Source organism: Stenotrophomonas sp. AS012628 (assembly GCF_010608305.1).
Classification (GTDB): Bacteria; Pseudomonadota; Gammaproteobacteria; order Xanthomonadales; family Xanthomonadaceae; genus Stenotrophomonas; species Stenotrophomonas geniculata.
This window is the reverse complement of record NZ_VMBJ01000022.1, coordinates 18613-36177: the sequence shown is the minus strand read 5'-3', so window position 1 is coordinate 36177 and position 17565 is coordinate 18613. Positions and strand designations below refer to the sequence as shown.

At 68.2% G+C, this 17565-nt stretch carries 19 protein-coding genes; 6 read left to right on the top strand and 13 right to left on the bottom strand.

Going from position 1 to position 17565, the window contains the following annotated elements:
* Positions 1-360 precede the first annotated feature (360 nt).
* Complete coding sequence (locus tag G5A07_RS11610; protein WP_010487161.1) at positions 361-735, top strand: hypothetical protein; 375 nt, start codon at positions 361-363, stop codon at positions 733-735.
* Between the two features lie 60 nt (positions 736-795).
* On the opposite strand, the gene G5A07_RS11605 is transcribed toward G5A07_RS11610, so the two are convergent.
* Positions 796-1470: an Ivy family c-type lysozyme inhibitor gene (locus G5A07_RS11605; protein ID WP_019338210.1), complete on the bottom strand. Its 675-nt coding sequence runs from the start codon at positions 1468-1470 to the stop codon at positions 796-798.
* A 135-nt stretch (positions 1471-1605) separates the two neighbouring features.
* Between G5A07_RS11605 and G5A07_RS11600 the strand changes: the two genes are divergently transcribed.
* A complete protein-coding gene (locus tag G5A07_RS11600; RefSeq protein WP_010487164.1) occupies positions 1606-2058 on the top strand; it encodes a nuclear transport factor 2 family protein in 453 nt (150 codons plus the stop codon).
* 142 nt (positions 2059-2200) lie between these two features.
* On the opposite strand, the gene G5A07_RS11595 is transcribed toward G5A07_RS11600, so the two are convergent.
* The 5 genes from G5A07_RS11595 to G5A07_RS11575 all read right to left on the bottom strand — a co-directional run bounded on the left by G5A07_RS11595 (position 2201) and on the right by G5A07_RS11575 (position 5285).
* Positions 2201-3226, bottom strand: coding sequence for an NAD(P)H-dependent glycerol-3-phosphate dehydrogenase (locus G5A07_RS11595; RefSeq protein ID WP_191863336.1), 1026 nt, complete (start codon positions 3224-3226; stop codon positions 2201-2203).
* 20 nt (positions 3227-3246) lie between these two features.
* Positions 3247-3765, bottom strand: coding sequence for a protein-export chaperone SecB (secB, locus tag G5A07_RS11590; protein ID WP_004153553.1), 519 nt, complete (start codon positions 3763-3765; stop codon positions 3247-3249).
* 99 nt (positions 3766-3864) lie between these two features.
* Complete coding sequence (locus G5A07_RS11585; protein WP_004153552.1) at positions 3865-4302, bottom strand: rhodanese-like domain-containing protein; 438 nt, start codon at positions 4300-4302, stop codon at positions 3865-3867.
* Positions 4303-4359: 57 nt separating this feature from the next.
* Positions 4360-4785 (bottom strand): hypothetical protein, encoded by a 426-nt coding sequence (locus G5A07_RS11580; RefSeq protein WP_071306495.1) that lies wholly within the window; start codon positions 4783-4785, stop codon positions 4360-4362.
* Positions 4786-4817: 32 nt separating this feature from the next.
* Positions 4818-5285, bottom strand: coding sequence for a YiiD C-terminal domain-containing protein (locus G5A07_RS11575; RefSeq protein WP_005407593.1), 468 nt, complete (start codon positions 5283-5285; stop codon positions 4818-4820).
* 35 nt (positions 5286-5320) lie between these two features.
* Between G5A07_RS11575 and G5A07_RS11570 the strand changes: the two genes are divergently transcribed.
* The 3 genes from G5A07_RS11570 to G5A07_RS11560 all read left to right on the top strand — a co-directional run bounded on the left by G5A07_RS11570 (position 5321) and on the right by G5A07_RS11560 (position 8514).
* Positions 5321-6130, top strand: coding sequence for a uroporphyrinogen-III synthase (locus G5A07_RS11570; protein WP_191863335.1), 810 nt, complete (start codon positions 5321-5323; stop codon positions 6128-6130).
* Between the two features lie 104 nt (positions 6131-6234).
* Positions 6235-7212 carry a uroporphyrinogen-III C-methyltransferase gene (locus G5A07_RS11565; protein ID WP_029380131.1) on the top strand — a complete coding sequence of 326 codons (978 nt, stop codon included), beginning with the start codon at positions 6235-6237 and terminating at the stop codon, positions 7210-7212.
* A 6-nt stretch (positions 7213-7218) separates the two neighbouring features.
* Complete coding sequence (locus tag G5A07_RS11560) at positions 7219-8514, top strand: heme biosynthesis HemY N-terminal domain-containing protein (protein ID WP_019338206.1); 1296 nt, start codon at positions 7219-7221, stop codon at positions 8512-8514.
* Positions 8515-8632: 118 nt separating this feature from the next.
* Here G5A07_RS11560 and G5A07_RS11555 read toward each other — a convergent pair whose 3' ends face one another.
* Positions 8633-9928 (bottom strand): acetyl-CoA C-acetyltransferase, encoded by a 1296-nt coding sequence (locus tag G5A07_RS11555; RefSeq protein ID WP_029550824.1) that lies wholly within the window; start codon positions 9926-9928, stop codon positions 8633-8635.
* 93 nt (positions 9929-10021) lie between these two features.
* Here G5A07_RS11555 and G5A07_RS11550 point away from each other — a divergent pair, with 93 nt between their 5' ends.
* Positions 10022-10909 carry a hypothetical protein gene (locus tag G5A07_RS11550; protein WP_191863334.1) on the top strand — a complete coding sequence of 296 codons (888 nt, stop codon included), beginning with the start codon at positions 10022-10024 and terminating at the stop codon, positions 10907-10909.
* 212 nt (positions 10910-11121) lie between these two features.
* Here the strand turns inward: G5A07_RS11550 and G5A07_RS11545 are convergent, their stop codons facing one another.
* The 6 genes from G5A07_RS11545 to G5A07_RS11520 all read right to left on the bottom strand — a co-directional run bounded on the left by G5A07_RS11545 (position 11122) and on the right by G5A07_RS11520 (position 17558).
* Complete coding sequence (locus tag G5A07_RS11545; protein ID WP_019336498.1) at positions 11122-11748, bottom strand: superoxide dismutase family protein; 627 nt, start codon at positions 11746-11748, stop codon at positions 11122-11124.
* Between the two features lie 31 nt (positions 11749-11779).
* The gene (locus tag G5A07_RS11540; protein ID WP_010487189.1) at positions 11780-12349 is read right to left on the bottom strand and encodes a superoxide dismutase family protein; all 570 of its coding nucleotides are present in this window, start codon (positions 12347-12349) and stop codon (positions 11780-11782) included.
* 93 nt (positions 12350-12442) lie between these two features.
* The gene (gene ntrC, locus G5A07_RS11535; RefSeq protein ID WP_043400755.1) at positions 12443-13891 is read right to left on the bottom strand and encodes a nitrogen regulation protein NR(I); all 1449 of its coding nucleotides are present in this window, start codon (positions 13889-13891) and stop codon (positions 12443-12445) included.
* Positions 13884-14945: an ATP-binding protein gene (locus G5A07_RS11530; protein ID WP_029380135.1), complete on the bottom strand. Its 1062-nt coding sequence runs from the start codon at positions 14943-14945 to the stop codon at positions 13884-13886. Before G5A07_RS11530 ends, ntrC begins: the two co-directional genes overlap by 8 nt.
* 114 nt (positions 14946-15059) lie before the next feature.
* Complete coding sequence (locus G5A07_RS11525; protein ID WP_191863333.1) at positions 15060-17105, bottom strand: TonB-dependent receptor; 2046 nt, start codon at positions 17103-17105, stop codon at positions 15060-15062.
* Between the two features lie 138 nt (positions 17106-17243).
* Positions 17244-17558 carry a hypothetical protein gene (locus tag G5A07_RS11520; RefSeq protein WP_134958154.1) on the bottom strand — a complete coding sequence of 105 codons (315 nt, stop codon included), beginning with the start codon at positions 17556-17558 and terminating at the stop codon, positions 17244-17246.
* Positions 17559-17565 lie beyond the last annotated feature (7 nt).

Sequence of the window (17565 nt, the reverse complement as noted above, 5' to 3'; positions counted from 1 at the left end):
TTGCGGCGCCTGCGTCTGCGACGGCTTAACAGCATGCAAAAATGCCAAAAGCGTCTTTGATCCAGCGTTGAATGCAACTCTTCTGATTGGCGTTACGCAGCGACGGCGGTACAGATGGTGGGCCACCGGAAAAGGGTGGCCGGGCATCGAAAACCCGTGGCAATGCGTACGTTGTTTGCGCCTGCCCGTCGGCGTCACCCTGTGTGGCGCCGACGGGCAATTCGTCTGCCGGTCATGGTGGGCGGAGCGTGGAGGCCTTGTGCCTGCCGGCCTTGTACGCACTGTCCCGGTTTTCGAGCCACGTCTCCGCCCGCCACCTTTGCGTGGCGGCTGCCGTCTGTCCTGCACGGAGCCTTTGCCATGAGCACACCCGAATCCTCCCGCCTGCGCGCGCAGTATGTGCCCGCCAACGCGGACGCGCCCTCGGAAGCACTGCACCCGCACGATCCGCACGGTTTCATCGCCACGCTCGACCGCATCGGCAAGGGCGCGGCCGCCGACGGCCAGCCCTGGCCCGAACGTCATCAGATGCCAGGGCGCCGCATGGCGCTGGCCGACGCGGACTGTGCGTTGGCCGGGCTGCGCGTGGCGCTGGAAATGCTGCTGGCTGCCGAGCGCGTACGCCAGAACGGGCCCGAGGAGGAATACGTGGGCGACCGCGTGATGGAGGGCCTGATGATGGCCAGTCTGTCGCTAGCCGCACAGGTCAGCGCACGCATGCGGCCGGAAGGGTGATACGGGGAACAACGCTCACTGCAGCGCCGGGCACGGCCCGGCGCTGCAGAGCGCGCCACATCACTCGCAGAGCACGCTGTCTTCCTTCAACGCGGCATCCTGCAGTGGCTGGCGCTGTTCGATCTGCGCACGCTGTTCCGCCGTCGGCTCGCCCAGCCACCACACACGGCAGCGCGCGGTAAGACGGCCGACCAGCTTCGACTGATCGGGCGAGTACAACATCGCCAACGCGGTGCCGGGGCAATCGTGGGCCTGGCAGGCGGTGTAGAACCACCACGGCTCGCCCTGCAGCACCAGCAGCTCGCCAGGGCCACTGGGTCCGCTCAACAGGCGCTTGCGCAGCGACGGAATGTCCTTGTCGCTGGATTCGGCGTCCTGCGTGCCCTTCATCAGCGCATCGAACGCGGCCAGCACCTTCGGGTCCTTGCGGCCGCAGTCATCCACGGTGTTGCCGCCCACCAGAGTAAAGAAGTGGGTCGCCAGCGGATTGTCCGCGCAGGTCAGTTCGCCGCCGGCGGCCGGGTCTTCCGGCTCGCCTTCGTTGTCCCACACCGCAGGGTCCACGCCTTCTTCGATGGACGGTTCCTTCTCGACCACGGTGGCCGTGGCGGCCGGTGCTTCGGTGGTCGGCGCTGGCGCCGCAGCAGGTGCAGTCCCGCCAGTCTTCTCCGGTGCCTGTCCGCAGGCTGCCAACAGCGCGGCCATCATCGCCATCCCTGTGATTCGCATCTTCATTCCGTGTCCTTGTCTGATCTGCGCTGCATCCGCCGAATCTGCGGCCGCGTGATTCTAACCAGCACCGCGCTAGGATGCGTTCGCAGCTTCCCGTCATCGCCTGGAGCCGGACGCATGCGCCGTAGACCACTCGCCATGATCTTCTGCAGTGCCCTGCTGCTGGCAACGCCGGCAATTTCCCACGATGCAGAAGGCACGACGTCTGCGCGCCTGCCCGATACCCCCCTGCCCGCACCGCTGGATCGCGTACTGCGCGATTACGAGCAGGCGTGGCGCACCGGTGATGCCAAGGCACTGGCTGCACTGTTCGCCGAAGATGGCTTTGTGCTGCAGAGCAACCAGCCGCCGGTGCGCGGCCGCAGCGCGATCGAGGCCGCGTATGCCGGCCAGGGCAGCAGCCCGTTGCGGTTGCGTGCGCTGGCCTACGCCGTGGAAGAAAACACGGGTTACATCATCGGTGCCTACAGTTACGGCAACAACGTGGGCGATACCGGCAAGTTCACGCTCACGCTGAAGCGTGAGGGGGATGGGCCGTGGGTGATCTTCTCGGACATGGACAACAGCAACGCGCGGCCGCGCGCGCGGTGATGAATGCCGCCGGGCATGGCCCGGCGCTACCGGGCACCAACCAAGGTTGGCAGCTACCAGAAGCGGGTTCCGTCCTAGATCCACGCTATGCGTGGATGGGGCGCGCACAAAAAACCCCGGCACTGGGCCGGGGTTTTTCGATTCACTTGAACAGCGTGTCCGGGTATTCCGGTTTCTGTTCCCGCGCCAGCAGTGCGCGCAGGCCTTCTTCCGGCGTCTGCTCGCCGTGCAGCACGGCGCGCACGCGGTCGGAAATCGGCAGGTCGATGCCATGGCGGCGTGCCTGTCGCATCACTTCGTCGGCGGTCTGCACCGACTCGACCACCTGGCCGATTTCGCGCACGGCATCCTGCAGCGTCTGGCCACGGCCCAGGGCCAGGCCCAGGCGGCGGTTGCGCGACAGGTCGCCGGTGCAGGTCAGCACCAGATCGCCCAGGCCAGCCAGGCCCATCAGCGTTTCCGGCTTGGCGCCGATGGCAGCGGCCAGGCGCAGCATCTCGTTGAGGCCACGCGTGATCAGGCCGGCACGAGCGTTCAGGCCCAACTGCATGCCATCGGCCACGCCGGTGGCAACGGCCAGCACGTTCTTCATCGCACCGCCCAGCTCGGCACCGACCATGTCGTCGCCGGTGTAGGCGCGGAACGCTGGGCCATGCATCGCTTCGGCCACCGTCTGCGCGAACTCGGGCACGTCGCCGTGCACGGTGATCGCGGTCGGCAGGCCCTGGGTCACTTCCTTGGCGAACGACGGGCCGGTGACCACGGCCAGCGGCACGTCCTCACCCAGCACTTCGCGCGCTACTTCATGCAGGAAGCGGCCCGAACCGGGCTCGAAGCCCTTGGTGGCCCAGGCCACACCGGCACCGGCCGGGCGCAGCGGCGCCAGCGCACGCACGGTTTCACCGAAGGCGTGCGACGGGGTCACCACCAGGATCCAGGCCGCGCCCTCCACCGCCGACGCCAGGTCGGTGGTGGCACGCAGGCTGTCCGGCAGCGGGATGCCCGGCAGGTAACGCGGGTTCTCGTGGCGCTGGTCGATGGCTTCGACCACGGTAGCGTCGCGCCCCCACAGCACGGTCGGGTGACCGTGCCGTGCGAGCAGGCTGGCCAGCGCGGTTCCCCAGGAACCGGCGCCAAGCACGGCGATCTTGTCAGCGGGAGTGCTCATCCGTGACGTCGCGGCAGGAATCAGGCGTTGCCAGCCGGCTCGGAGTCAGCCAGCGACGGTGCGTCGCCCTGCTCCTGGCGCTGGCGCAGGGTTTCTGCGTACAGGCCTTCGAAGTTGATCGGCTGCAGGAAGAACGGCGGGAAGCCGCCGGCCTGGATCAGGTCGCTGACCAGCTGGCGCACGTACGGGAACAGGATGTTCGGGCACTGGGTGCCGAGCAGCACGTCGATCGACTGCGGGTCCAGGCCGACCAGGCCGAACACGCCGGCCTGCTTCACTTCGGCCACGTAGGCGGTGCGCTCACCGGCCTGGCAGGTCAGGGTCACGGCCAGCACGACTTCGAAGGCGTTCTCACCCAGGCGCTGCACCTGCTGGTTCAGGTTCAGCTGCAGCTCCGGCTGCACCTGGTCATTGAAGATGGTCGGAGCGTTCGGCGACTCGAAGGAGACGTCCTTGACGTAGATCTTCTCGACGGTGAAAGCGGGGCCGGTGGCGGCATCGACCGGCGCAGCGGCGCCGTTGGTGATCTCTTCGGACATTTCCAGTAACTCCAATGAATGCAATGAAAACGATGGTCGAATTACTGCGATGGGGGCGGGATCAGGCCCATACAAGGCCGGATCCGCCACCTGCGGCAATCAGTTGCGGCCCTTGACCAGCGGCAGCTCGGCCTGCTGCCAGGCGGGAATGCCGCCGTCGAGCACGTAGACCTTCTCGAAACCGGCCTTCTTCAGCGCCTTCGCGGCGGTTTCCGAAGCGTTGCCGCTGCGGCACACCAGCACCACCGGCGACTGCTTGGCATTGGCCACCAGCTTGTTGTCCGGGCCGAAGGCACTGGCCTGGGCGTTGCGGCTGCCGGCAATGTGGCCCTTCTCGAAGTCACCGCTGGCCGACAGGTCGACCACCACCGTGCCGCCCGCGTTCATCAGCTGGGTCAGTTCGGCGGGCTTGATGCCCTTGAAGCCCCGGAACAGGCGGCGGATCTCGGTGACGATGATGGCCACGGTCAGGCCGACCAGGGCCGCGGACAGCATCGGGTTTCGGCCTGCAAAGGCCAGCAACTCTTCGTAATTCACTCAGGTCACGGGTCGATTAAGCGGGCGCCGATTGTCGCACAAGCCGGACGCGGCCCGTCACTGCCCTTTCCACAGGTCCGGCAGGCCGGCGGTCTGCCACCAGCGCTTGGCTTCCGGGTCCCAGCGCCAGCGCTCGACCACGACCACGGTGCGCTCGGCCTGGGTGTTCTGGTTGATCACCCCGATTTCGACGCGGCGTTCGACCAGGCCCCCGTCCAGCGAGGCGCTGCTGCGCTCGCGGTAGGACGACACGCGCAGCTGCGCGTAGCGGTTGAGCTCGAACTCGGTGGGCGGCTTTTCCTTGCGCAGCGTGGGGTCCAGATAGCCGATCGCATCGTCCATGCTGCCCCAGCGGATGGTGGCGCCGTAGGCGATCTGGGTCTCTTCCAGCAGCTTGCGCTGCTTGCGGCTGAGGTCGTCGGCCGAAGCCACGGCGCTGACCAGCAGCAGGGAACACATCAGGAACTGGATGAGGCGGCGCATCGGTGGTTTCCCCAGAACGTCAGCCTGCCATCCTACCCTTTGGCGAAGGCAACGAAGCGACCGCTGAACTCGGCGGCGGGCTTGCCATCGGCACCGGGCTGGGTGGCGATGATGCTGATGCGGGCTTTGCGGCGCTGCCGGAAGGTGTTCAGGAAAGCGTCCCAGCCGGTGGCTTCGGCCGCTTCGGCGTGGGCGTGCAGGTCTTCGTAGACCGGCGCCAGGTAGCGCAGGTTGCTGTCGGCCACGTAGACCTCGGCATCGTGGCCGGCCAGGCGCAGGCGCAGGCTGACCAGGGCCCAGCCCGACAGGGTCAGCACCGAGGCCAGGCTGCCACCGAAGGCGTTGCCCTTGTCGTTGACGTTGGCGGCCAGCGGCGCGGTGATGCGCAGCACGCCATCGGCATAGCCGTCGAGCTGGATCTGCATGGCGCGTACCGCCGGCATGCAGTCCAGCACGTCCTGCAGGGCGGCCAGCGAGGAAGTCAGAGCATCAACGGACATCGGAGCAGAGACCACGACAACGAAGGGCCCGCATAATGCAGGCAATGGCCGACCATACGATACCCACTGGCGCCGCCGGTTCCGAGCCGGGCTGGACCTTCATTTCGCTGCGACCGCAAGGCCAGAATTCCGCGCTGCGCCGCGCCGTTGCTGGGCTGGGCGGGCATGTGCTGGCCCTGCCGCCCTGGCGTCTGCAGCGCCTGAACGGCACGCCAGTGGTACGTCAGCTGCAACGCACGCTGAACTGCGATCGGGTGGTGTTTACCAGCCCGGCCGCCGTTACTGCGGCCGCCACCCTGCTGCCACTGGCCGAAGCACAACGCAGCCCGTGGCTGACCGTGGGCGAAGGCACCGCGCACGCGCTGCGGGCGCAGGGCGTCGCCGAGGTGCATGCACCGCAGCGGATGGACAGCGAGGGGCTGCTGGCGCTGCCGGTGCTGGCCAACGTACAGGGCCTGTGCATCGGCCTGGTCACCGCCCCTGGCGGGCGCGGCCTGATTGCCGCGCAATTGCAGGCGGCGGGCGCCACGATCGAACGCGCCGACGTCTACCAGCGCCGATTGCTGCGCCTGCCGCCCCGCACATTGGCTCGATTGGCGCATTCAGCGCAGCCGTGGGTGCTGGCGGTCAGCAGTGGTGAGGCGTTGCTGCATTTCTGGCAGCAGCTTCCGCCGGCATTGCAGCAACGCTTTCAGGCGCTGGCCACCGTGGTCGTGGCCAGCGAACGGCTCGGCGAACAGGCGCACGCATTGGGGCTGCAACGCGTGGCGCGCGCGGCCGGGCCCACCACGGCACAACTGGTGGCCGCTGCACACGCCACGCTCACCGTCCCGGCAGCGACCTGAACAGGGACGTGGGTCACGCTTGCCGCTGTGGTCGGCAACAGTGATGCTGTGCACAACGCGGCCTGCCGGAACCTGACCGGCGACGTTGCCGACAAGGAAGCCCCATGAACGAGACTCCGCCCGTTTCCCCGCCCCGTCGACCTGTGCGCTGGCTGTTGCCGCTGGCCGGGGTGGTCGTGCTTGGCGTGGGCGGCTATGCCGGCTGGTACGTCTGGCAACAGCAACAGCACGAACAGGAAGCGCAGGCACAGACCACGGCCGTGCAGCTGCAGGGCCTGCAGGCGACGCTGGATGCATTGCGCCGCGACCAGCGCGCGACCAGCCAGCGCCTGCAGGATGCGGCGACCACCAACCGCGTGCTGCGCGACGAGATGCTGGGCCTTTCGCAGCGCAGTGCATTGCTGGAAGAGAACCTGGCCAAGCTGGCCGACAGCGCCAACCAGGGCCGCCAGGCGGTACAGCGCGATGAGGCCGAGCTGCTGTTGACCCAGGCGGCACAGCGACTGAACTACGCCGACGACGTGGAAGGCGCACGCCGCCTGTATGCACAGGCCGCCACCGCGTTGGCCGATCTGCCCGACAGCGACGGCCTGAATCTGCGCCAGGCCCTGGTGCAGGAGCGCGATGCACTGGATTCCCTTGGTGCCGGCCCGCGCGCGCAATCGCTGCAGCGCCTGGATAGCCTGGCCAAAGCCCTGCAGGGCCTGCCCTCGCAGGTAACAGGCGACAGCGCGCCCGGCGCCGGCAAGACCTGGTGGCAGGCCACGCTGGCCCCGTTCGTGGACATCAGCCCCAGCCGCCAGAACGGTCCGCTGACCGCCGCCGAGCGCCGCAATGCAGACGATGCACTGCAACTGGAACTGACCTTGGCGCGCGCCGCGATCGAACGTGGCGACCGCACCGGCCGCGATACTGCGCTGGCACGCGTGGAGCATTGGGCGCAACGGCGCTGGCCGGATTCACCGGCCCTGCGCGCGCAACGTGCTGAACTGAAGGCCTTGCGCGAGCTTCCGCTGCAGGCCAGCAATGCTGTTCTTGGCAGCACCCTGCAGCAGCTGCGTACCCAGACCGACCGGAGGTAATCCCACATGAAACCCCTGCAATCCCTGGTCGTGCTGTTGCTGGCCGTGGCCATCGGCGTGGTTGCCGCGCAATGGCTCGGCGCCGATGACCTCAACCGCTTCGGCGAAGTGACTCTGCGCTACGGCGGCTACGACTACCACAGCAACCTGCCCAAGGTGGCGCTGCTGTCGGTGATCGCGGTGCTGGTACTGTGGCTGCTGTGGAGCCTGATCGCTGCACCGTTCCGCGCCTGGGGCCGCTACCGCCGCAAGCAGGGCCGGGTGCGCCTGATCGACGGCCTGCAGGCCTATGAGCACGGCCAGTGGCAGCGTGCCGAGAAGCTGCTGGACGGCGCCGCCAAGGATCCGGAAGTGAGCGCGGTGGCGCTGGCCAACGCCGTGCGCAGTGCGCAGGCGCGTGCCGACGGCCCTGCCGGTGAAGCGCTGCTGCAGCGCCTGGGCGAAAGCGATGCCACCCTGCAGGCGCTGCTGCGCGCCGAACAGCTGCTGGCGCGCGATCTGCCGGTGGATGCAATCAACGCATTGGACGTGGCGGCGATCCAGCCGCTGCCGCCGCGCGGCCTGTGGCTGCGCACCGAAGCACTGGCACAGGCGGGCCGCGCCCACGAGGCGTATGGCCAGCTGGGTGCACTGCGCCAGAGCAAGGTGCTGCCGGCCGACGCCAACAGCGAACTGGAAGCACGCCTGGCCGCACAGGCGCTGCTGGAAGCGGCCGACGTCAACGCGCTGGCCGCGCAGTGGGAAGCCACGCCGAAGGCGCTGCGCCCCACCCCGGACGTGGTCGGCGCGTATGCCAGCCGCGCGGTGGCCCTGAACTGGGATGAGCCGGCGCTGCTGGCGCTGGAACAGGCCCTGGACCATCGCTGGGACGACGAACTGGTGGCGCTGTATGGCCGCCTGCCGGCCGAGCGCCTGGCCACCCGCCAGAGCAACCTGGCGCGCTGGCGCAACGTGCATGACGAGTCGGCCGCGCTGCGCCTGGCACAGGGCCGCGTGGCCCTGGCCCAGCAGCAGTGGGATGCCGCCGATGCGTTCCTGCATGAGGCCATCGCCGCCGGCGCTGGTGCTCCTGCGTGGGAAGCACTGGGTGAGCTGTTCGCGCAGCGTGGCGAGCACGCGCTGGCCGCGCAATGCCTGGCCAATGCGCTGCGACTGCAGCGCGGCGAGGACAGCGTGGAGCTGGTGCGCGGCATTGAAGCACCTGCACGCGCCACGGTGGAAGAGCAGCCCATCACGGTGCAGCCGCCGGTGTATGACGCCAACGAAGAGCGCGACGAATTCGGTAATCCGCGGTTGCCGTGAAGCGTGCCGACCAACGGTCGGCACTCACCAGAGCAAGAAAAAACGCCGCCCATTGGGCGGCGTTTTCATGTGTGGAACCCGGTAGTCGCCAACCTTGGTTGGCGTGCGGTCGCAACAATCAGCGTTCGACGATCGCCACCACGCCCATGCCGCCGGCGGTGCAGATCGACACCAGCGCGCGGCCGCCGCCGCGTTCGGCCAGCTGCTTGGCGGCCGTAGCAATCACGCGGGCGCCGGTGGCAGCGAACGGGTGGCCGGTGGCCAGCGACGAACCCAGCAGGTTGATCTTGTCCGGGTCGATGCGGCCCATCGGTGCATCCAGGCCCAGGCGGTTGCGGCAGTAATCCTCGCTCTCCCACGCACGCAGGGTGCACAGCACCTGCGCGGCGAAGGCTTCGTGGATCTCGTAGATGTCGAAGTCCTGCAGGGTCAGGCCATTGCGCTTGAGCATCTCCGGCACAGCCACGGTCGGTGCCATCAGCAGGCCTTCACCATGCACGAAATCAACGGCCGAGACGTGGGCATCACGCAGGTACGCCTGCGGTTCGTGGCCGTGTGCGCGGGCCCATTCCTCGCTGGCCAGCAGCACCGCGGCAGCGCCATCGGTGAGCGGGGTGGAATTGGCTGCGGTCAGGGTGCCGCGGCCGGAGACCTTGTCGAAGGCCGGCTTCAGCGTGGCGAGCTTTTCCAGCGAGGTATCCGGGCGCAGGATGTTGTCGCGCTCGACGCCACGGAACGGTGCGATCAGGTCGTTGAAGAAGCCACGCTCATAGGCGGCAGCCAGCTTCTTGTGCGACGACACCGCCCACTCGTCCTGCGAGTCGCGCGAGATGTTCCATTCCTTGGCCATGTCCTCGCAATGGTCACCCATGCTCTTGCCGGTGCGCGGCTCGGCCACGCCCGGGAACTCGGGCTTCAGTTCGGAGAACTTGAAGCCGGCGGTGAGCGCACGGATCTTGTCGCCGGTGCTCTTGGCACGGTTGGCGGCCAGCAGGCGCGCGCGCAGCTTCTTGCCGTAGACGATCGGCACGTCGGAGGTGGTGTCCGAACCACCGCCGATGCCGGATTCGATCTGGCCCAGCGCGATCTTGTTGGCGACGGTGATGATGCTGTCCAGCGAAGTACCGCAGGCGCGCTGCAGGGTGATGCCCGGGGTCAGCGGCGACAGGCCGGAGGACAGCGTGGCTTCGCGGCCCAGGTTCCAGTCGCTGGAGTGCTTGATCACCGCACCCATCGCCACTTCACCCAGCTGCTGGCCGTGCAGGCCGAAACGTTCGACCAGCGCGCCCAGCGTACGGACCGACATGCCGAGGTTGCCGACATCCGAATACGCGGTGTTCTGGCGGCAGAACGGAATGCGGACGCCACCGAGGATGGCGACGGGACGAGCGTTGGGCATGGAGATACCTGGCATGGATGAGGGTGTCTGCAACATGGCCTGCACGGCGGAGCAGGCATAATGGAGCCAAGTGTAGCTGCCGCCCTGTGATGGGCCAACCGTGGAACCATGAGCAAACCCGACCCCGCGATGAATGCCCTTGGCGTGCTGGCCCTGGAACTGGCCGGCGGCGAAATCCCCCGCCAGGCGGTACTCAGCGCCGAACAGGCCGGTGAACTGGCCGATCGCGTCGGCCGCGACCTGTCCAAGCTGGTGCCGCAGGTGGCCGAGCTGGACCTGGTGTTCGCCGCCGCCCATTTCGACCCGGCCGAAGTGCTGCGCCCGGGCTGGCCGATCCATCGCCGGCTGGAAGAACTGCAGATGCGTGCGCCGGGCCGCAACCAGGGCCCGCGCCTGCTGGCGTTCGGTACCGACGCCCAGGGTGACGTGCCGCTGCCGTTCCAGGCCGATGCCAGCCTGGTGGGTGGTGGCCTGCGTGTGGTGCCGTTCCTGCTGACCGGCAGTGACGTGGCCACCACCAATGCGGTGGCCGAGGCGCTGGAAGAGACGCTGCTGGCCAACGGCATGGCGCATGCCGACACCGCGTTGATGGCGCAGAACACCTTCGGTGCGCGCATCGAGCACGCGCGCTATTTCACCGTGAACGACCTGGCCGCGATGATGTCGATGCAGTACGACAACCAGGGCCTGGCCGCGCTGTGGCCGCTGATCGAGACCGCGATCATGGCGCCGGGTGAGGACGAGTGGCTCAACGCCGCACCCGAGCCGCTGCTGCGCTATACCCATGGCGAAGCACGCATGGCGCTGTTCGACCCGGCCGGCTGGTGCGCGCACTACGATCATGGCAAGAACGACTGCGACCGCCTGAAGGGCATCTACGAGCAGTTCCTGATGCGCCAGCGGCAGATGGCCGCCGTGCTGGAAGCGCACGGCGTGCCGGTGTTGTTCGTGCACTGCGAGCCCGGGCAGGACGCGCGCGAGCTGCTGGCGCGCTGATCTGCGGATGCGCGCCGCCGGGCATGGCCCGGCGCTACCGTGCAATTGCGTTTCGCCGGGGCGCGACCGCCGTGCGTATTGCTGTAGAGCCGAGCCCATGCTCGGCTCAGGCCGCCGAAAGCACAGCCGAGCATGGGCTCGGCTCTACAGAAAGCGATGCAAAGAAAAACGCCGGCTTGCACCGGCGTTTTCCGTTTCCAGCAAAAGCGCCCTTACGGGGCCTTCTGGATCACCGCACATGCCAGGCGCGCGCCGGCGTTGCCGGTCGGCTGGGTCTTGTAGTCGTCCGCGTCGGCGTGGACGATCAGGCCACGGCCGATGATGTCGAAGTCATCACCCTTGCCGATGTTGACGTTGCTCGACACCGGGCCGTCGATGGTGGCCACGCCCTTGTCGTCGGCCTTGATGTTGGGCATGTCGCCACCGTGGTGCGGATCAGCGGACACGCTGCCGTGATCCTGCTTGCCCGGGTTGAAGTGGCCACCGGCGCTCATGCCGTCCGGGGCGCTGCAGTCGCCCTTCTCGTGGATGTGGAAGCCGTGCTCGCTGCCCGGCTTCAGGCCGCTGATCTGGCCGGTCACGTGGACCTTGCCGTCAACCACCTTGAAGGTGACGCTGCCCTTGGTCTCGTTACCCTGGGTCGGTGCCAGTTCGGCGGTGGCGGTGGCATCGGTGGCCGCTGCAGCGGCCGGCGCCGGCGTTGCGGCCGGTTCGGTGGTGGCGCCGTCGGCCGGTGCGGCCGGCGGGGTTTCAGCCTGCGGCGCGGCCGGCTGCTGGTTGCAGGCCGCCAGGCCCAGTGCAGCAATGGCTGCGAACAGCGACGTGTGGATCAAACGCATGGAATCTCTCCCTGGATGATGCCTGCAGTGATCAGCGGACAACCCGGATCACGCCACAGGCGATGCGGACGCCGGCATTGCCGGCGGGCTGGCTGCGATAGTCGTCGGCGTTGGCATGCACGACCAGTGCACGTCCGGCGATATCGGTGGCGGCGCCTCCGCCAAGGGTAACGCCCTTGAGGTGGATATCGACGTTGGCGCGGCCCTGGGCGTCGGCACGCAGATTGTCCATGTCGCCCAGGTGGTGCTTGCCGGTGCCGGCGCGGCCATGCGCAGCGCCACCGGGATTGAAGTGATTGCCGGCACTGCTGGCATCCACCGCGCTGCAGTCGCCACGCTCATGGATGTGGAAGCCGGCCTGCTGCATCGGCTGCAGGCCACCGATCAGGCCGGTGATGTGGAGGCCACCGGGCTCCACCATCAGCGCGATGCGACCACTGACGATACTGGCCGAGGCCGGCGAGAGATTGGCCTCGGCCTGTTTCGCGGCGCTGACCACGGTCGGTGGTGGCGGGGTGGGCTCGGCCTTCTTCGGCGCGCTGCCACAGGCAGACAGCAGCACGGCGGCGGACAACGGCAGGATGGCAAAGGACAGACGCATCGAAGACTCCTTGCAGGTGACACTACGGACGGCATCGTCCATGAACGATCAACGGTTCGGCAAGCGGGCGCGAGGATCGCGTGCAGGGACCGTTCAATGGCCCCCGCGGCGGCGGCCAGCGCCCAGCTTGCGGGTAAGGGTATTGCGGCCCAGGCCCAGGCGGGCAGCGGCTTCGGCACGACGGCCATGGGTGATCTGCAGCGCGGCCTCCAGCAGGGCATGGTCGACCCGCTCACGCACCTGCGCGTGCAACCCTTCCACGCCTTCGGCCAGCTGACGGCGTGCCCATTCGGCCAGCAGCGCTTCCCACTGGCCGGGATCGGCACCGCTGGTGCTGCCGCGACGGCCGCGCGTGCGGTTCAGCGCGGTATCGACGTCGGCCACGCCGATGGTGTCGGCGGCGGCCAACGCCGCCATCCGCCAGCACACGTTTTCCAGTTCGCGCACGTTGCCCGGCCAGTCGTGTTCGCGCAGCGCCTGCAGTGCGGCAGCGGTCAGGCGCTTCGGCGGCGTATCCAGCTTGCGCGCGGCGGCGGCCAGGAAGGTGCTGGCCAGTTGCGCGATGTCCTCGCGGCGCTCACGCAGCGGCGGCAGCTGCAGGCGCACCACGTCCAGGCGGTGCAGCAGGTCGGCGCGGAACTTTCCCTGTGCAACCAGGCCTTCCAGATCCTGGTGGGTGGCGGCGACCACGCGCACATCGACGCGGATCAGCTCGCGGCCACCCACGCGGAAGAACTCGCCCTGCGCCAGCACGCGCAGCAGGCGCGTCTGCAGCGGCAGCGGCATGTCGCCGATCTCATCGAGGAACAGCGTGCCGCCGTCGGCCTGTTCGAAGCGGCCGATATGGCGGCGCTGCGCGCCGGTGAAGGCACCAGCCTCGTGGCCGAACAACTCGCTTTCCAGCAGCTCGGACGGGATTGCAGCGGTATTGAGCGCGACGAACGGCCCCTGCGCGCGCGGCGATTCGCGATGCAGCGCATTGGCCACCAGCTCCTTGCCGGTGCCGGTCTCGCCGGTGATCAGCACCGCCAGCGGCGCCTGCGCCAGGCGGCCGATGGCACGGAACAGCGCGCGCATCGGCGGGGTATCGCCCACCAGTTGCGGCGGTTGGTCGCTATGCGCTTCCGCCGCAGGTGTGGGCGCCGCCAGTGCCGGCGCAATTGCCGGCAGCACACGCTGCGCCAGCGCCACCGCGTCGTCCAGGTCGAACGGTTTGGACAGGAATTCATGCGCGCCACCACGGAACGCACCGGCCGTGCTGGCCACATCGGTATAGGCCGACATCACCACCACCGGCAGCTGCGGCAATGCGGCTTTCAGCTTGTCCAGCAGCACCAGGCCGTCGTCGCCGGGCATGCGCACGTCGGTGAACAGCAGCGCCGGCGGTGGGCCCTCGTTCAACGCCTGCAACGCGGGCGCAGCGCTGTCGAAATCGACGACCTGGTAGCCCGCCTCGCGCAGCGCGGTGCACAGCACGAAGCGCACGGCACGATCGTCATCGACCACCCAGATGCGCTGCGGGGACGAAGAAGACTCAGACATCGCGCGGGGCCTCCTCGGCCGGGGCGGTGCCACTGACGATCGGCAGCAGCAGGGTGAACACGGTATGGCCCGGGCGCGAGCGGTAGGTCAGCGTGCCGCGGTGCTCGCGCGCCACCTGCTGGGCCAGCGCCAGGCCCAGGCCAGTGCCTTCGGCGCGGCCACTGACCAGCGGCAGGAACAGGTGCTCGGCCAGTTCCTCGGGTACACCACGGCCGTCGTCGGCAATTTCCAGGCGCAACGCCAGCGTGTGCAGCTGCTCGGCGATGCGCACGCCATGCTCCACGCGGGTACGCAGGGTGATGTTGCCGGCACCGGCCTGGATCGCGTTGCGCACCAGGTTCCACACCGCCTGGGTGAGGCGGTCGGCGTCGCCATGGAATTCGGGAATGCTGGGGTCGTAGTCGCGCTGCAGGCGCACCGCCCAGCCGGCCTCGTTCTCGGCCAGTCGCAGCACGCGCTCAAGCGCGGCATGGATGTTCAGTTCGGCATGCGGCGCGGCCGGGGCCGGCGACAGCAGCTGGTCGAGCAGGCCGTTGAGGCGCTCGATCTCCGAGCCGATCAGTTCGATCAGCTCGCGTTCGCTGGCATCGCGCTGGGCCGCGCGGCGGGCCAGCAGCTGGGCCGCGCCCTTCAGCCCGGCCAGCGGGTTGCGCAGCTCGTGGGCCAGCCCCTTCAACGCTGCACTGAGCGCGCTGGGCAGGGCCTGGGTCGGGTCCAGCCCGGGGAATTCATCGACCGGATGCGCCTCCAGCAGCCAGCCGCCATCGTCGCGGCGGCTCATCCAGCCCTCGGCGAAGCGCGGGGCCTCGCCGGGCACCGCGAGCGCCAGCCGGTTCAGGCGCAGGCTGTCGCGTTCATCCCGGGCCAGGAAATGGGCCAGTGCCTCGCCCTGCACTTCCAGTGCGGCCAGCGGCCGACCCAACAGGCGCCGGACGCTGACGCCCAGCCAGCGGGCGAAAGCCGGATTGCAGCCGGCAATGCAGCCATCGGCCCCGGCCCAGGCCAGCGGCGTGCCGAGGGCATCGAGGGACGGCGGGGGTGCGGGGTCGGACATTGCACCAATGTAGTGCAAAACGTGGGTTCGGGGTCAGAGCCCTTTCCGTCAGGAAAGGGCTCTGACCCCTGCCGCAGGTCGAGCAGGCTCGACCACTACCGGGTGCGTGGCCGATTACAGCTTCATGTTCAGGCCGACGAACACGCTGCGGCCCGGGGCAGGCGAGAACATCGGGCGGGCGCTGTCCCAGAAGAAGCTGTCGTACCAGGCGTAGGCGTACTCGCGGCCGGTGACGTTCTTCAGCTGCAGGTCCACGCTCCAGCGCGGGTTGATCTGGTACGCGGCGCTGAGGTCGAGCACGGCGAAGCCTCCGAACTTGCCGGCCGCGTTGCGCTCTTCCAGGTAGTAATCGCCCTGTGCACGCGCCTGCAGGCCCAGCCGCAGCGCATCAGTGGCGCGGTAGTCCACGCCCAGATTGCTGATGTGGCGCGGGGTGGCGGCCACTTCGCGGCCCTGCAGGGAAACGCTGGCATCGCGGTCGTCGCGGGTGATCTTCGCTTCCTGGTAGGCGTGCGAGGCCCAGACCGTCCAGTCGTCGCCCATCTGCAGGCTCAGCTGCGCATCCACGCCGCGGCGGCGGGTCTTACCCAAGGTGACCGTCGTACCGGTAGCCGGCATGTTGGATACCTCGTTCTCTGCATCCTGCTGCCACACCGCCAGGCGTGCCTGGCTGCCGGCAAACGGCTGGAATTTCAGGCCCAGCTCCATGCCGGTGTTGGTGGACGGCTGCATCGGCGCCTGCCCCGGGGTGAGGTAGGCCGGTGCGGTGGAACCGGTCAGCACCTGGAAGGTGCGGCCCCAGTTCGCGTAGACGTGGGTGGTCTGGCCCAGGCTGTGGATGACGCTCAGCTTGGGCTGGCCGATCGTGCCGTAGTCCTGCAGGCGGCCGCTGATCCCGCTCATCAGGTGCGTGCTACCACTGAAGCGGTCGATACGGTAGGCCGGCACGATCTTCCACGCCTCGCCGGGCTGGTAGATGGCCTGCACGTAGGCACCCCAGTTGTCGAAGCTGTGGCGGTCGTTGTTCTGCACGCGCGCCGGTGCCTGGCTGAAATCGGTGGGTTCGGCGTAGGCGTAGCGCTCGCGGACGTAGCCGTTGTCCTGCTGCTCGTAGTTCAGGCCGCCTTCGACGGTAAGCGCGGCGCTGGCCTGCCAGGTGAGCGTGCTGAGCAGGCCGGTCTGGCGCTCATCCCACACGCGGCGCTGGCGCGGCAGGTTGCCGGTGGGCAGGTCGCTGAAGGTCACGCGGCGGTCGTCTTCGTAGCGGTTGTAGTACAGCCGCGTGCCGAAGGCGAGCGCGTCGGACAGCTTCAAGTCCACGTGCGCGGCGATCTGCCGCATGTCGCGGTCATCGCCATCGTTGCCGTTGCGCAGGTCGCTGCCACGACGATGCGTGCGCAGTTCGTCGGCCGTCATGAAGCCGGGTTCGTCCGCTTCGTGGTGGTAGGCGCGCGCGATCAGGCCCACGCGCAGGCCGTTGTCCAGCGACCCGTAGAACCATTTGCCACCCAGCGAATACTTCTTCGAGGTGTCGTGGTCGCGGTACCCATCGCTGGCCTGGGTGCCGACGAAGTAGTTCTGCGCGAAGCCATTGCTTTCGCGGCCGATCGCCAGCTGCGCATCGCGGGTGTTGTAGCTGCCGTAGGCCAGCCGCGCATCGGTGTAGTTGCCGCCCTGGCGCGTACCGAAGTTCACGTTGCCGCCGATGTTGTGCAGGCCGTAGCGCGGGTCGTTGGTTCCGCGCACCACTTCGATGTAGCTGATCTCCAGCGGGAACAGCATGTCGATGAAGCGCTGGTTGCCGCTGTTGACGTTGCTGGGGATGCCGTCGATGAGGGTCTTGATGGCGTTGAGGTAGCCCTCGCCGTTGAAGGCGCGGAAGCTGACCTTGCCCGATTCGGCCCCCTGCCGGGTTTCGGTGAGCTGGATGCCGGGCATCTGCCCCAGCAGTTCCCAGCTGTGCGAGACGTTGCGGTCTTCGATCTGGTCCGCGCCCAGCACGTCCACCGAGGTCAGCACCTGGTGTGCGCTGAGCTGGCCTTCGCCATGCTGGTGCACCTGCACCTTGCCGAGGGTGAGCGCGGCATCGGCGGACTGTGCGAAAGCTTCAGGGGCGAACGGAGCGGCCGCGAGGGCGGCCACCAGCGTGGAGGTCTTCATGGGGGTGGAAGGGTGCGGATGAAATGTAATCATATAACATTTCACACGCCTGCCATGTAGAGTCGAGCCATGCTCGACGGCTCCTGGCAAACAGCAGTCGAGCATGGCTCGACTCTACACAGCGGGGTGGAGCGCTGCTTACACCGGGTAGCCGGTGGCTTCCCTGGCCTTCTTCCAGGCGCTTTCGAATTCGCGCGCGGAGATTTCGTCGTCCTCGTCGAAATCCAGGAACGACACCGGCTGGTCGGCCAGCAGGAAGCGGTCGTCGCTGTGGGCATGCTCGTCGGCCCAGACCATCTTGGTGCCGTAGATTTCCACCTGGCGCACGATCTTCTCGCCGCGTGCTTCCATCAGCACGTTGCCCTTGCCCAGGCCCGATTCGGCCCAGTGCTTGTAGTACTTCTTTGCGGCGGATTTCGCGCCGGATCTTGCGTTGTGCTTTGCGGAGGTCATTGCGGAG

Bases quoted from the DNA above. Each gene is read 5' to 3' on its own strand.
- G5A07_RS11575 (WP_005407593.1), bottom strand. From the start codon at position 5,285: ATGTCCGTTGATGCTCTGACTTCCTCGCTGGCCGCCCTGCAGGACGTG.
- secB (WP_004153553.1), bottom strand. From the start codon at position 3,765: ATGTCCGAAGAGATCACCAACGGCGCCGCTGCGCCGGTCGATGCCGCC.
- G5A07_RS11545 (WP_019336498.1), bottom strand. From the start codon at position 11,748: ATGCGTTTGATCCACACGTCGCTGTTCGCAGCCATTGCTGCACTGGGC.
- G5A07_RS11565 (WP_029380131.1), top strand. From the start codon at position 6,235: ATGAACGAGACTCCGCCCGTTTCCCCGCCCCGTCGACCTGTGCGCTGG.
- G5A07_RS11560 (WP_019338206.1), top strand. From the start codon at position 7,219: ATGAAACCCCTGCAATCCCTGGTCGTGCTGTTGCTGGCCGTGGCCATC.
- G5A07_RS11540 (WP_010487189.1), bottom strand. From the start codon at position 12,349: ATGCGTCTGTCCTTTGCCATCCTGCCGTTGTCCGCCGCCGTGCTGCTG.
- G5A07_RS11580 (WP_071306495.1), bottom strand. From the start codon at position 4,785: ATGCGCCGCCTCATCCAGTTCCTGATGTGTTCCCTGCTGCTGGTCAGC.
- G5A07_RS11520 (WP_134958154.1), bottom strand. From the start codon at position 17,558: ATGACCTCCGCAAAGCACAACGCAAGATCCGGCGCGAAATCCGCCGCA.
- G5A07_RS11555 (WP_029550824.1), bottom strand. From the start codon at position 9,928: ATGCCAGGTATCTCCATGCCCAACGCTCGTCCCGTCGCCATCCTCGGT.
- G5A07_RS11595 (WP_191863336.1), bottom strand. From the start codon at position 3,226: ATGAGCACTCCCGCTGACAAGATCGCCGTGCTTGGCGCCGGTTCCTGG.
- G5A07_RS11605 (WP_019338210.1), bottom strand. From the start codon at position 1,470: ATGAAGATGCGAATCACAGGGATGGCGATGATGGCCGCGCTGTTGGCA.
- G5A07_RS11550 (WP_191863334.1), top strand. From the start codon at position 10,022: ATGAGCAAACCCGACCCCGCGATGAATGCCCTTGGCGTGCTGGCCCTG.
- G5A07_RS11525 (WP_191863333.1), bottom strand. From the start codon at position 17,105: ATGAAGACCTCCACGCTGGTGGCCGCCCTCGCGGCCGCTCCGTTCGCC.
- G5A07_RS11570 (WP_191863335.1), top strand. From the start codon at position 5,321: ATGCAGGCAATGGCCGACCATACGATACCCACTGGCGCCGCCGGTTCC.
- G5A07_RS11610 (WP_010487161.1), top strand. From the start codon at position 361: ATGAGCACACCCGAATCCTCCCGCCTGCGCGCGCAGTATGTGCCCGCC.
- G5A07_RS11530 (WP_029380135.1), bottom strand. From the start codon at position 14,945: ATGTCCGACCCCGCACCCCCGCCGTCCCTCGATGCCCTCGGCACGCCG.
- ntrC (WP_043400755.1), bottom strand. From the start codon at position 13,891: ATGTCTGAGTCTTCTTCGTCCCCGCAGCGCATCTGGGTGGTCGATGAC.
- G5A07_RS11600 (WP_010487164.1), top strand. From the start codon at position 1,606: ATGATCTTCTGCAGTGCCCTGCTGCTGGCAACGCCGGCAATTTCCCAC.